Source organism: Flammeovirga sp. SubArs3 (genome assembly GCF_947387565.1).
In the GTDB taxonomy this organism is placed as follows: domain Bacteria; phylum Bacteroidota; class Bacteroidia; order Cytophagales; family Flammeovirgaceae; genus Flammeovirga; species Flammeovirga agarivorans.
In genome coordinates this window covers 896,732-911,257 of the sequence record NZ_CANDOA010000002.1, presented here as the reverse complement: position 1 = coordinate 911,257, position 14,526 = coordinate 896,732, and the positions used below count along the sequence as shown (strand labels likewise).

Annotated in this window: 8 protein-coding genes; all 8 read right to left on the bottom strand. The window is 35.3% G+C overall.

What is annotated here, in order from left to right:
* Positions 1 to 297: 297 nt before the first annotated feature.
* The gene (locus tag QL232_RS08325; protein WP_281613761.1) at positions 298 to 2,106 is read right to left on the bottom strand and encodes a family 16 glycosylhydrolase; all 1,809 of its coding nucleotides are present in this window, start codon (positions 2,104 to 2,106) and stop codon (positions 298 to 300) included.
* Positions 2,107 to 2,150: 44 nt separating this feature from the next.
* Positions 2,151 to 2,984 carry a glycoside hydrolase family 16 protein gene (locus QL232_RS08320; RefSeq protein ID WP_168881035.1) on the bottom strand — a complete coding sequence of 278 codons (834 nt, stop codon included), beginning with the start codon at positions 2,982 to 2,984 and terminating at the stop codon, positions 2,151 to 2,153.
* A gap of 73 nt (positions 2,985 to 3,057) precedes the next feature.
* Positions 3,058 to 5,430 (bottom strand): glycoside hydrolase family 3 N-terminal domain-containing protein, encoded by a 2,373-nt coding sequence (locus QL232_RS08315; protein ID WP_281613760.1) that lies wholly within the window; start codon positions 5,428 to 5,430, stop codon positions 3,058 to 3,060.
* A gap of 114 nt (positions 5,431 to 5,544) precedes the next feature.
* Positions 5,545 to 7,056, bottom strand: a complete 1,512-nt coding sequence (locus tag QL232_RS08310; RefSeq protein WP_281613759.1) for a PKD domain-containing protein — start codon at positions 7,054 to 7,056, stop codon at positions 5,545 to 5,547.
* A gap of 19 nt (positions 7,057 to 7,075) precedes the next feature.
* Positions 7,076 to 8,722, bottom strand: coding sequence for a RagB/SusD family nutrient uptake outer membrane protein (locus tag QL232_RS08305; RefSeq protein ID WP_281613758.1), 1,647 nt, complete (start codon positions 8,720 to 8,722; stop codon positions 7,076 to 7,078).
* An 18-nt stretch (positions 8,723 to 8,740) separates the two neighbouring features.
* Positions 8,741 to 11,863: a TonB-dependent receptor gene (locus QL232_RS08300; protein ID WP_281613757.1), complete on the bottom strand. Its 3,123-nt coding sequence runs from the start codon at positions 11,861 to 11,863 to the stop codon at positions 8,741 to 8,743.
* Between the two features lie 313 nt (positions 11,864 to 12,176).
* Positions 12,177 to 14,081: a 7TM diverse intracellular signaling domain-containing protein gene (locus QL232_RS08295; protein WP_281613756.1), complete on the bottom strand. Its 1,905-nt coding sequence runs from the start codon at positions 14,079 to 14,081 to the stop codon at positions 12,177 to 12,179.
* 102 nt (positions 14,082 to 14,183) lie between these two features.
* Positions 14,184 to 14,510, bottom strand: coding sequence for an iron-sulfur cluster assembly accessory protein (locus QL232_RS08290; RefSeq protein WP_168881029.1), 327 nt, complete (start codon positions 14,508 to 14,510; stop codon positions 14,184 to 14,186).
* Positions 14,511 to 14,526: the final 16 nt, after the last annotated feature.

Genomic DNA, 14,526 nt, shown 5'->3' with positions numbered 1-14,526 from the left:
CTTCTGCAATGTTACAAGGTTTAAGTGTAAAAAAATAACTTCCACAATCGTTTGCGCAATCATTTATCAATTAAAAAAAGAACACAAAACACTGTTACAGTTATGTTTATGCGTTGTTACTCGATTAAAAAAAATGTTTCCTAATCATTCAAAAAAAAATTGAAATTAAAATTGTTTAACAGATTAACAGAGCAACCAAAGTATTTTTAGTGTAGAATTCACAACAAAAAAAAGCCAAAGAAAACGTTATACATTCTCTTTGGCTTAGGTATAGTTGAATCGGTTATTATTATTTCTTTATTCTATTAAAATCTTTTTACTAACAGAATATCCTTCCTGCTCTAATACTAGAATATAAAACCCTTTTTCAAGGTGGTTGATAGTAATAGAACCTACTTCCTCCTCCGTTTGGAACTGTAATACTCCCATAGTCGAATACAATTTCGCATTTGCTAATTCTCCGAAGTATAATGTTTCACCATTTTTTACTGGATTTGGATATATAGAAAAAGAAGAAAGGGTATCATTGGTACTTGAAATGATCTCATCCAAGATACCACAATCTCCATCGGTTGACAATTGCTCATTAGAAAGTGTTTGATTGGATACTTTAATATCACCAATCAATAAACCTCCTGTATTAGGACCCGAAAAAAGTCCATGATTAATATACATTCTAACACCTCTAACTCTCGTTAAAGTATTTTCGAATTGATGTGTATATGTTCTTACATTACAGTCTGCTTCTACATCATTTGGCAATAATCGTAATTGATCACCTCCAATTTCATCAAGATTAGCATCTAGTAAATAGATACCCATCGCATCAGGTAAAGTAGATGAAGATAGCTTTAATGCAATGCTAAAGTTATTGTGTCCACTGAAATCATAAACTTCAGAAAAATAATAATCGATATAAGGGTTTTCTGATGGATCACTCACATCGAATTTCACCAAAGTCATGTCTCCATCTGCAGATACTTCGAATATCTCTGTAAAATCTTCTGGGATAGACCAATTAGAAACATCTGTATCCAATGATGGGAATAATGCTTCATCTTCTGATGGTGCTCCTTGTACCACAATAATGTCTTCTGATACATCATAAGTACTACAATTTCCTTGAACAGCAGCCTTGATTTCACCACCCACTGCATTATCACCAAACTCAACTGTGATTGTAGAAGCTGTGGCGTCATCAGAAGTAATTGTTGCTCCTTCTGGTAAAGTCCAAGTTACAGTACCATCCAAACCACTCACCGAGTAAGTTTGCTCAGAATTTTTATCTACAACGTTGTCCCCTGAGATCGAAAGTTCTCCTACTGTATTCTGATACACTCTCACATATTCTACTTCCATAGTTGCTGGTAAAGCTGTATCATCAGTAGGTCCGCCTGCTCCACCCCAATTACCGCCCATAGCGATATTTAATAGTAAGTGGAAACGCTTATCAAAAGGCCATTCTTTATATGTTCCTCTTTTAGGAAATGTAAAATATGTCTGATCGTCGTATCCTATTGTAATATTATCTTCTGTCCACTCTAATGTATAATCATGAAATGCAGTTGTAGCATCACTGATGGTTACCTTTTGGCCTTTTTGTGTATTTGAAGAATGGTTATAGGCCTCCGTATGTACTGTACCATGAACTACATTTTCTTCGTAACCAACATGTTCCATGATATCAATCTCACCACTTGATGGCCATCCACCATATTCCCAATCGGTTGGTAACATCCAAATAGCTGGCCAAGTACCCTGCCCTTTTGGTAATTTTGCTCTTACAACTACTTTACCATACAACCAATCTCCTTTATCCTTAGAAATTAATCTTGCTGAAGTATATGATTTTCCACCAAATGATTCTTTTCTAGCAGTAATCAATAGTCTACCTCCAGTCACCTGGGCATTAGATAGGTTATCTGTGTAATATTGGTCTTCGTTATTACCCCAACCATTTCCACCAATATCATACCCCCATTTTTCCGAATCGGGAGCACCATTATAATCGAACTCATCATTCCATACTAATTCATAACAATCGTCTTGTGAAAAAGCTTGTTGAAATGAGAAAAAAGTAATGAATATAAAAAGTAGTTGTTTCATGTTTGTAATCATATAATTAGAAGAAGAGCAAAACAAAGTGTTCATTATTGTTTCTGGTAAACTCTAACATAATCTATATACATAGATTGAGGCCAAATGTTTTCATCTATACCTTTCATTCCTCCCCACATTCCGCCAACAGCAATGTTTAAAAGCAAATGAAAACGTTTATCAAAAGGCCATTGCTTATAGGTTTTATGTTCATTCTTAAAAGTAAAGTACTTCTGATCATCTACATAAACACTATATTCTTCAGGCCCCCACTCAACGATATACTCATGGAAATTCGATTCTGCATCAGTAATCGCGATACTTTTTGTTTTGTTGGTCCCAATAGAATGATGGTAAGCCTCAGTATGGGCTGATGCATAGATACTATCTTTTTCGTATCCTACATGCTCCATAATATCGATCTCACCACTTTTAGGCCAATCACCGTACTCCCAATCTGTTGGAAGCATCCATATAGCTGGCCAAGTTCCTCGACCTGAAGGCAACTTTGCTCTCACAACAAACTTACCGTATAACCAATCTCCTTTTCCTTTGGAAATTAGTCTAGTTGAGGTATAATCAAATTTCTTATTGGATACAGGGTCTAAAAATTCTTCTTTTTCAGCAGTGATAATCAGGTTACCCTCACTGATTTTAATATTGTTAGGTCTAGCTTTAGTATAGGCTTGTAGCTCTTGATTTCCCCATTGCCATTTATTTCCTTCAATATCATAAGACCATTTAGAAGTATCAGGCATGGTTCCTTCATTAAACTCATCACTCCAAACTAATGAATATTCAGTAGCTTGAGTTGTTGAATTCTCTTTAGGTTTCTCACAAGAGATAAAAAGTAAAATAGGTGAAAAAAGAAGTAAAAGTTGTTTCATTCCTTAATGATTAGATTTAAAAAAGGGAGGTAACCAAGTTATACCCCCCTCTAACTTAAAGAAAGTTTGTGAATTAGTTCGACAGTTTATCAAACTTCTTTGTTTCACTTACGTTAAGGGAAACAGATTGATCATTGATCATGAATCTGAATTCGCCTTTTTCTACAGTCCAATTTAAATCCGCGTCCACAAACGCTAAATCTCTAGCTTTTAGAGTGAATACCACCTCTTGCGATTCACCAGCTTCAAGATTTATCTTCTCAAAACGTCTAAGACGTTTATTATCAGGTGTGATAGATGCATATAAATCTTTAGAGTACAATTGTACTACTTCCTTACCTGCTCTATTTCCTGTATTTTTTACTTTTACTTTAACCGTAAATTGTTCGTCTGGTCCAATATCTGATTTTGAGATTGTGATATCAGAGTAATCGAAAGTGGTATAACTTAATCCATGTCCAAAGGCATATTGTAAAGGAAGTGATGAGTTGTAATCATACATACCTTCCATTTTTTCTGATGCTTCAGATGGTTTATGATCGTATGTTCCTAAAGAGTTAGGATACATAGGATATGAATAAGGTAATTTACCCGATGGGTTCACCTCTCCCGATAAGATATCAGCTAATGCATCTCCACCAAAGTTTCCTGGAAGATAAGTATGAACTACTGCAGTCATGTCTGATTCAAATTGTGAAATCAAACGAGGACGACCTTCATTCAATACCAATACTACAGGCTTTCCTGTTTTTGCTAAAGCTTCAGCAAGTTTTCTTTGGTTTTGAGAGATATAAAGATCATGTAAGTTACCAGGAGTTTCAGTATAAGTGTTTTCTCCTAAGCAAAGTAGAATCACATCTGTACCTTCTGCCGCTTTTACTGCTGCATCGATATCGATATTTTTCTCTTCATAATACTGACCTTCGTGGTTGTACTCCACTCCAGCAGCAAACTTTACATTCTCTTTGCCAAACTTATTTTCAACGGCTTCTAAAATAGTATTGTAATCCTTAGCGAATTCCTCTACTTTTTCTCCTTGCCATGAATAAGTCCATCCGCCATTTAATGTTCTCATAGAATTAGCATTTGGTCCTGTAACCAAAAGCTTTGTTCCTTCCTTAAGTGGCAGAATATCTTTATTATTTTTTAATAAAGTGATTGATTCTGAAGCTGCATTGTAAGCAATTTTCTCATGCTTTTCGCTCCCAAAATCAGGGTATTCTTTTACTTTTGGTGCTGGTTTTTCGAATAACCCCAACTCCATTTTTACAGTTAAGATTCTTCTTACAGCATCATCAATTCGAGACATTGGCACTTCACCTTCTTGAACTAATTCAATTAGATAATCAGCAAATTTGAAGTTGTAAGGTACCATAGACATATCGATACCAGCATTAATCGACTGTTTTACAGCTTCTTTATGTGTATCTGCTACTTTATCTCTATTGTGAAGGTTTTCAATATCTGCCCAGTCTGTTACTACTAGACCTTTAAAACCTAATTCTTCTTTTAATAATTCTGTAAGGAGTTTATAGCTAGCATGTACAGGTGTACCATTAATGATTCCTGAATTGATCATGATAGTATGTGCGCCAGCATCAATTGCAGCCTTGTATGAAGGCATATAATGCTCTCTTAACTCCACTTCTGGAAGATAAGAAGGAGTTCTATCCTTACCAGATTTTTCACTACCGTAACCAATAAAGTGCTTGATACAAGCAGCTACTTTAGTCTCATCTGATAAATCATTGTTCACTCCTTCGTAACCATCAACCGCTGCTATTCCCATTTGGGACGTTAAATACACATCTTCACCATATGTCTCCCAGATACGAGGCCAAGCCGGGTTTCTACCCATATCCAGTACAGGTGAAAAGTCCCAAGGAATTGAACTCGCTCTTGTTTCATAAGCTGTTACTGCACACCCTTGTTTATTTAAGTCAGGGTTCCATGTAGCAGCCATACCAATTTGTTGAGGGAAGAAAGTTGCTCCTGCTGTATATGTAGTACCATGAATAGCATCTACACCATAAAGAACGGGTACTCCAATTTCTTTCATCGCCAGTTTTTGAATCTGTGTGATGACTTCATTCCATTTTTCTGGAGTTCTAGCTCTATTATTAGCAGTATTAAGCACCGAACCGATTTTATATTTTTTAATCGCTTCTTCTAATAATTTTTGATCGAGAGTTAGTGGTTCGTCACTTACAAAAACGTTTTCTCCTTTGGTGATAACGTCTAAAGTAATCTGTGTCATTTGACCTACTTTCTCCTCTAAAGTTAGTTCTTTAAGTATTTTATCTACTTTCTCTTCAGTAGACAACTTACTTTTGACGATATTTTCAATGTTGTTTCTTTGTACAGGGTCTACATCAGGTGAGTTGAATCCCAATAAAATAGAGCATAATGCTGCTGTTGCTAATCCCTTTCTCCAAGTATGTTTCATGCTATTATAAAATGCAGTAGTGATCTTTTCCCTATTTAGTTATCTCGTTAAAAGAGGAAGAAAGGGAAAGGTATTTTTTCCCTCTCTTCGTTCTTCTATTTGTCTATTTACTATTTATTCTTCTAATCTAAAGTCTGAAATGTAGAATGTGCCTGGACGAGTATGTCCTTCTCCACCAATTTGGATGATAACTTTATCGTAGAATGTATTGTCAATTGCAGGTACAGAGTAACTCCAATCTTTGTTTGCATCAGTCATCACACCTGAATAGTCAAATGTAAGTTCAACCCAATGTCCCATATCATCCTCTCCAATTGTATGAGCAACTTCTGCTCTTGTTCTCCAAGCTTCACCATCTAAACTATTCTCTAATCTAAGTGCTACTGTAGGAGTCATTGCAACATCACCTAACCATTCTGGAGTTTCAGCAGCTGGAGTTACAGTTGTGAAATCATTAGAAGGTAAGAAGTATACTTTCATCTTAAATACATGTCTCGTAGACAAGTCGATACGGTTTGGAAGTTCTGCTTGGTAGTTTTGCCACCATCCTTCATCACCAGAAGCAACATTTCTTTCGTATTTACCAACTGAAGTAGCATCGTTAGTACTTTCATCAATATTAGGGAAACCAGTTGTGAAAGTTAAAGCTTGATCTGTAACAAAAGTAACGTTTGTAGAACCTGCAAAATCATCAAAAAGATCATTTTCTTCTAATGGCTTTTCTTTTGGAGGTGTAACAGGGCGTTCAAAACCTTCTCTAATGAAGCCGAAGTACCAAGCGTTACCATCATCTCCAATCGTTCTTAAATACATCTCATCTTCATTAAGTGTTTGGATCTCATATTCCTGTGAACCACCTACATGCCATGAAAGAAATGCATCTCCAGAAACTGATAAATATTGTTTACCATCTCTTTCTGAGATAGACCATGCCCAAGTAGCTTGATCATCGAATGCGATAGAGTACGTATGATCATCTGCGTCTTGTACTAAAGAACCACCTCTTGATGTAAACCAATCAGCCATATAATCTTTTGCATAAGTATCTCCATTGTTAGTTAATGTGTACTTAAATCCATTAAGATTAAAGTTGATGACATCATCATAAGCACCTAAACCATCTTTTTGTAATGGTTCTGCACCCCACCATACTGGAATATCAGAGTTATCTCCATCTGCAGGACCGATACCCATGTGGCCTACAGTCATTTTATCAAATACCCAATTTTTACCATTGATTGAATCTGCTCCACCAGTAAGGAAGTTATAATCTTCTCTATCTAATAAAGAAAAGTCAGTATCCTCAATCGTAATTGTTTTTGTAGATTCAGCTTGACCATCTGCAGTGATCACTAAAAGCGTAACATCATAATCACCTTGTACGGCATATTCTGCAGTTACATTATCACCTTTTCCTGATGCTCCTGTACCAAATGACCAGTAAGCAATTGAGTTTGGTGTTGTATTCGTAAACTCATAGATATTAGGGTTTTCTGCAGTTGGTGTTGCTGTAAAAGAAACATCATCTGCTGTTGGATTTGGTCCTAAAGAAGGTGCATCCTCTGTACAGCTTGCCATCCAAATAAGGATGACAAAGCTGAATAATGAATATATATTTTGTTTCATGATTATCAGATCTTAAGAATTAATAGCCCGCATTTTGTTTTAACAATGGATGTAAGTCAATCTCACTTTGTGGAATTGGTAAGAAACCTTTTTTAGACTCATCAAAAGTAATTTCGAAGTCTGAAGCATTACCTACGTCACCAGTTAAGTTTTGACCTTGATCATCAATGTATGAAGCGTCTGTTTCAGTTGGAGGAGTTAATGTATAATTAGAAACATTAATCTCTGATGACACATTTGCCATATTACCATTTGACCATCTTAACACATCGAAGTAACGATGACCTTCATGTGCTAATTCAACTCTTCTTTCTTGTTTAATATTATCCAAAGTAACTACTGAAATAGAACCTAATCCTGCTCTATTACGCACCTGGTTAACATACCCAGAAGCCTTGCTATTATTTGAATCTACTGTTAATTCAGCAGCCATTAATAAAACATCTGCTAAACGGATATACTGGAAGTTCTGTGCCCAGTTCAATTCTACATTCACATCTGCTTGGTTCCACTTATGTGTTGTATATTTGAAGCCATGCATTGATGTAAAATTGTAGTTTGCTTGGTATGTAGAACCTGCTGCGTCAATTAGATCTTTAGCATAAACAATTGTTGCTGCTTTTCTAGCATCACCATCTTCAAAAGATGTTTCTAAATCTCTAGACGGCGAATTGAAACCCCAACCTTGTACTAAGATATCACTGTTATGGCCACGAGGACCATTTACTTGGCAGAACATATTACCATACGACCAGTCTCCCCAATCTCCTGAACCTGTATTTGCAAAAGCGATTTCAAAAACAGCTTCTGTGTTATAGTTACCATTTTGGTTGAAAAGGTCTGCGTAATCTGCGACTAATGATGCTCCTGAATTATTGATAACATCATCTAACATTGTTACTACTTGGTCAGATGTAATTTCTGCACCTGATGTAGTTGGTAAAGTAGTCTTATTGTAATAACCTGTGTAGAATAAAAATACTTTAGCTAATTCAGCCTCTGCAGCATATTTTGTTAATCTACCTTCGTCTCCTTCTGGAGCTTCTGTTGCCATTAATGCAACAGCGTCATTCATGTCTTGTGCAATTTGTGCATAAACAGCTTCTGGAGTAGATTGCTCTAGTTCTTTCCAAGCCTCACCAATTAATGGCTCTGTATACATTGGAATATTTTCAAACAAACGTACAAGCTCAAAGTAAAAGTGTGCTCTTAAAAATAAAGCTTCACCTTTATAGTTGTTTTTGATATCTTCTTCAGCAGTTGTAAAGTCGATGTTGTCATAGTTGGCTAAAAGAGTGTTAGCTCTTTGAATACCACCATAACATTTATTCCAAGCTACTTGAGCAGCATAGTTGTTTGTTTGAGCTGAGAATCGCATAATACGTTGGTACTCAATCATATCTGTACCTGATGGATCCCCACCTACATATGAATCATCTCCCATGGCCATATCAAAAAACTGAACGCTGTTTGTATAACCGTTATAATCAGAACGAAGTTTTTCGTAAATACCAACCAAAGCTTGTTTCGCTTCTGTAGAAGTCTTGAAGAATGTATCTGCAGACTGTTTATCTGTTGGTGTCAATTCTAAGTATTGAGTACATGAAGTAGTCGACATAACGCCTACTAAAATGCTACCTGCAACTAATATATCTTTGATTTTCATTTTGAGTCAATTATTGAATTAGAACGTTACATTTAAACCGAATAAGTAAGCTCTTGCTTGAGGGTATGAACCATTGTCATAACCTACCCATGCACCACCGTGAGCAACTTCTGGGTCCATTCCAGTATAGTTTGTAAATGTCAGTAAGTTGTTACCAGACACATACATTCTTAATTTACTCATACCTACTTTCTTACTTACTTTTTGTGGTAGAGTGTAACCAATTTGAAGGTTTTTCAAACGTAAGTATGAAGCATCTTCAACATGAACCATATCGTTCATACGTGTTAAGTTTTGGTTTCTATCGTCGTAAGTAAAGCGAGGGAATGAATTTGTTGTTCCTTCACCTGTCCAACGGTTAAGGTAACGTGATGGATAGTTTTCTGCTTGTCTTAAGTCAGGTCTTAATGTACCATTTACTAAGCTACCACCTGCTTGTCCTTGCCAGAACATTGAGAAGTCAAAACCTTTGTAATCCATTCTAACATTTAAACCGTACATCCATGAGTGAACCGGTGAACCAATGTTCGTTCTATCATTTTGATCAATTACACCATCTCCGTTAACATCAACATAGCGAATATCACCTGGTTGAGCATCTGGTTGGATTGGGCTTCCTTCATTTGCATGAGCATCGATCTCACCTTGATTTTGGAAGATTCCATCAGTTTTAAATCCGTAGAAGTAAGGAAGTGAATAACCTTCTTCCATCATTAATTGACCTTCAGTTTGGAATAAGCCAGGACCGTAAATTTTACCATCTCCGTTAGCTACTTCCATTACTTTGTTATCGTTGTATGAACCGTTTACAGTCACATCAAAGTGGAAATCACCATCTCTTTTCGAGTAAGTTAATGATGCTTCAATACCTTGGTTTCTAACTGTACCTAAGTTGTAGTTAGGACCACCAACACCAGTGAAACCTGGAACAGGAAGTACTCCTAATAAGTTTTGACGCTCTCTTGAGTAAACATCTACAGTTGCTGTAACTTTGTCATCCAAGAATCCCATATCAATACCTAAATCAACTTCTTGTGCTTGCTCCCACTTAAGATCAGGGTTAGACATTGAAGTAATTGCATAACCTGGTACCATTACTTGAGTTGTTCCGAAAGGATATGAAGGAGTTTGTCCGAATAATTCTAAGTAACCGAAAGCACCAATGTTTTCGTTACCTACTCTACCCCATGAACCTCTTAATTTCAAGAAGTTAACAACATCATTATTCTTTAAGAAGTCTTCTTGTGAAAGAATCCAACCTGCTTGAACTGAAGGGAAGAAACCGAATTTATTGTTTGGCCCAAAGTTAGAAGAACCATCATAACGAGCTGTGAAAGACACTAAGTACTTTTCTTTATAGTTATAACCTACTTTACCAAAGAAAGATACTAATCTATGTTGCCAATCTTGACCACCGTAACCTTTCTGAGTTTCATCATCTGCACCGTTTGAAACCCATGCATACTGCCATCCTGGTATTTGTAAGTTATTTCTAGAAGCTCCTACACTAGTACCAGAACCATTTCTTGTTGTAGTACCTAATAAGGCATCTACTTTATGATCACCAATCTTCTTTTCGTATGTTAATACATTCTCCCATTGGAAGGCTAGGTAAGAACCTGCAGCTTGGTTAACTCCCGAAGTAGCTACTTGGTTTACATTATTGTAATAAGCTTCTGGGTTGTAACCTCTGTTACCCCAGTTTCCGATATCTACACCGAAATCTGTTTTAAATCTTAATCCTTTAATACCTGGTGTTACTTCTAAGAATACATTACCTAAAAACTTATTTGAGGCGTCATCAGAGTAAGTATTGTTGATACGAGCCATTGGGTTAACCACCTCTCTTAAACCTTGCTCTGAAATACCATAGTAACGACCATCTTTGTTAGCAGGTTTTACTGCATAAGTATCGTATTCTTGGATTTTTGTAGGATCATCTTCCCATACTGGAGTTAATGGATCATGTAACAATGCATTTTGTAAAACACCACCAAATTGGTTTTGCTCATTGATACCTTCTTTTTCTTCTCTTGAGAAAGTGATGTTTGATCCTGCCTTAAAGTATTGTGAAATCTTGTGTGAAGAATTCAAACGAATTGAATATCTATCAAAATTTGATTTTTCTGGAGCTACAATACCTTGTTGACCAAAGTAACCTACTGAAGCTAAGAATTGTGATGATTCAGTACCACCAGACATTTGTACAGTATGGCTTTGAATTGGCGCTTGTTTAAACATCTCGTCTTGCCAATCTGTATCAACTGTATTTGAGTTAATTTCGTCTTGAGTAAAACGAGGAGCACCACCAGCGTTAATTGAACCTTCGTTATGGAAAGTCATATATTCTCTTGCATTCATTACGGGAGCTTGTCTCCATGCTTCTTGGATACCATAGTAACCATCATATGAAACAATTGTTCTACCTGCTTTACCTTTCTTAGTAGATACTAAAACTACACCGTTTGCACCTCTCGATCCATAAATTGCTGCTGAGGCAGCATCTTTTAATACTTCGATCGATTCAATATCATTTGGGTTTAAGAAGTTGATGTTATCCATTTGTACACCATCAACAACATATAATGGAGTGTTATTTCCATTTGAACCTGTACCACGAACACGAATATCAATACCGGCACCTGGCTGACCAGAAACAGGAGCTACTAAAACACCTGGAGTTTTACCTTGTAATGATTGTGCTGCATTTTGTACAGGAGTTTGCGTGATGTCGTCAGCTTTAACAGAAGCAATAGCACCAGTAACAACTGATTTCTTTTGGACTTGGTAACCAACAACGATTACTTCTTCTAACTGTTCAACATCTTGCTCTAAGCTGACTGTAAATTCTGTTTGGGTTCCAATTGTAATTTCTTGTGGAGAATATCCAATGTAAGAAAATACTACAACTTCAGCTTGAGGGTTTAATGATAATTTAAAATGACCATCAAAATCGGTAATAGTACCGGTTGATGTACCTTTAATCTGTACGCTAACACCTGGTAGTACAGATTGATCACTTGCGTCTTTTACAACGCCTGAAATTACTCTCTCTTGTGCATTCACCACATTAGCAGTTATTAACATGCCAATGCATAGCAGTAGAGTAAATTGCTTTTTTAACTGTAGATAAAATTTCATTTCAAAGTCAGATACGATAAATGAATAAATTGTAGAGATAAAAAATTTGATATCTCTCTTGCTAGTAAAAAACAGGGACGTCAACTGTTGTTTTCTAATTCAAATGTCATAGGAAAATATTTCAAGAGCAAATTGTGTTTTTGGGGTGAACAAAAAATTTATCACTTAAAAAAAAGCAACAAATACTACTAATAATCAATAAGTTAACAAATAAGTGTATTGTTAACAAGTAATAACACTATCATTTAAAAAAAATGGATTTTAACATTTATATAGTAAAATCCATTCTTGTTTTATTAGAGAAAAAATCAAATTAAGCCAAAATCAATGCTTCCCATCCTTTCTTTTTTAGTTCTTCTTCTGAACCAAATTCATGAATTTTCACATCCATTGCTTCTCTGATTTTCTTTGAAAACTTCCAACATGTATTCTGTCTCATCTCTAAAAGCTCAGCAATCTTAGTAGAAGAGATGTCTCCTTTTTTAGAGTATACTATAAATACCATATAAAAGGCCTTCTTAATTGGGAAATGTAGACGATGAAATAAGGTTCCTGAGGTAACTGATTCATTATAATTACACTTTTTACATCGTCTACTATTAGGACCTGTACCTTTTGCATACAACTCATTACCGCATTTCTTACAGTTATAACCGTTTTTCCACTTAATTTCCTCTAGATAATCATAGCAACTTTCATCAGTAGGGAACATATTTTCAAACTCTTCTAAGGTTACCTCCTGCATCAGTACCCTTGCACTTTCTAAGTGTTCAACATCTACATGTAACTGTTCATTTTCTATTTGTAATTGGCTATTTAAGTCTTGAATTTGAACCCTTTGTTTATTCAATTCATTGTTCACCCACTCTAATTCTTTATTTTTCAACTCAATGATCTCGTTCTGGGCTTTAATTTTCTCGGTTCTTTCAACTACTTTTTCTTCAATAACTCTTTCTCTTATTTGGAGGTCTTTAATTAGTTCTTGTTGTGCTTCCTCTTTCTCTTCTTTTAAAATTTTAAATTTTTCAGTTTGAGATAACGTCATGAATAACCCTGTTATAAGTAACCCCATATTGTAGGCATACACTACTAAGATGTTGTCAGAGATAAAAATCCCATAACTTCTCAATACTTGGGTTATTAATCCTCCTAAAATCACAATGTATCCTAGAAAGAAGTAGGTCACCTTAACACCTTCTCTTTTTAGTTTCGTTAAAATGAATCCAAAGATCAATAAGAAAGGCAATAGAAATGTTGGCATTCTCCAAATCACATCGTTCATGGATTTAAAGATCAAGAAATAAAATGCATTCAATAAGGCAATACCAACAATTACTAAATAGAGTTTAAATGCTTCTTTTCTAATCTCTAAAAATTGTACAGCAAGGAAAACAATCGTTAGCATACTCACAGGAGCAGCGTACTTCATTAGAATATAATTCAGAAAGGGCTTATTGGTAAATAGATATTCTGCTCCTAAATTATCTTCGGTGAGGCCCACACAAATACTACCAATTAAGAATGCTATTAAGAAAATCAATGATTTGTCTCTAATGGTAATATATAGTAGAAGTGAGGTAATAATTAAACAAACTAGAATACCATAGTTTAACCCAAGCATTAAGTATTCTGTATTGGAATACTCTAAAAATGTTTCTGACTTACTAATCTTATAGAACAATACATTTAGAAACAGTGAAGTGTATTTTAAATATACTTTTACCTCTTTATTATCACCAATGTTTAATTGGTCGATCGGAAAGATGATATTCTTGTGTCTAAATGTTCTTGTCGTATAAATATGATCATACCCTGCCTTTTCCATTAAAACTGGAGGATCGTTTCCAACTTGCATATAGGCAATAATTTCACCGACATGACTATCAGGAATTTCAAAAAACCATCGGTCTTTCGATAATGCTTCTCCTTCTAATTGGATTTTAACCCAATAACTATAAGATTCTTCAGATAGAACAATGTTATCCACCTTGGGAAGAGGGATAAAGTTTTTTGTATTATTATTTACAATTTGGTCTATTGTATATCTTGAGTCTCTATCTTTTAATACCATCACTTTTGATGATGGAATAAAAATTTTGTCAACATAATCTGGAACTTCTATTAAGAACGGTGATTTATCATTTGCTGAAGCAGCGATAGGTAAACAGAACCAGAATATTATAATAAAGTTTAAATAATTACTTTTTAATATTTTCATCAGGAATTTCCTTAATTCAAGCTAGTAGTATCACAACAAAAATAAAAAAACTACTCCATTTCTGAAGTAGTTTTTTCATTAATATTTTGTATCTGGTGGGAATTAGATAGAGAAGCTTTCTCCACATCCACATGTTCTAGAGGCATTTGGATTTACAAATTGGAAACCTTTGCCGTTTAGACCATCAGAAAAGTCTAATGTAGTACCTACTAAATAAAGTAAGCTTTTCTTGTCTACATAGATTTTCACACCTTTATCTTCAAAGATATCGTCTGTATCTTTTATTTCTGCATCGAAAGAAAGATCGTACATTAAACCTGAGCAACCGCCTCCTTTTACAGAAACTCTTACATTTTGGTCATCACCTCTTCCTTCTTTTTCTCTTAATTCAATAATGCGTTGTGCCGCTGCATCTGAAACTTGAATCATAATTATCTATTTTTAA

Excerpts from the sequence above, each read along its gene's own strand:
- QL232_RS08310 (WP_281613759.1), bottom strand. The coding sequence starts at position 7,056 with ATGAAACAAAATATATATTCATTATTCAGCTTTGTCATCCTTATTTGG.
- QL232_RS08320 (WP_168881035.1), bottom strand. The coding sequence starts at position 2,984 with ATGAAACAACTTTTACTTCTTTTTTCACCTATTTTACTTTTTATCTCT.
- QL232_RS08315 (WP_281613760.1), bottom strand. The coding sequence starts at position 5,430 with ATGAAACATACTTGGAGAAAGGGATTAGCAACAGCAGCATTATGCTCT.
- QL232_RS08290 (WP_168881029.1), bottom strand. The coding sequence starts at position 14,510 with ATGATTCAAGTTTCAGATGCAGCGGCACAACGCATTATTGAATTAAGA.
- QL232_RS08305 (WP_281613758.1), bottom strand. The coding sequence starts at position 8,722 with ATGAAAATCAAAGATATATTAGTTGCAGGTAGCATTTTAGTAGGCGTT.
- QL232_RS08325 (WP_281613761.1), bottom strand. The coding sequence starts at position 2,106 with ATGAAACAACTACTTTTTATATTCATTACTTTTTTCTCATTTCAACAA.
- QL232_RS08295 (WP_281613756.1), bottom strand. The coding sequence starts at position 14,081 with ATGAAAATATTAAAAAGTAATTATTTAAACTTTATTATAATATTCTGG.
- QL232_RS08300 (WP_281613757.1), bottom strand. The coding sequence starts at position 11,863 with ATGAAATTTTATCTACAGTTAAAAAAGCAATTTACTCTACTGCTATGC.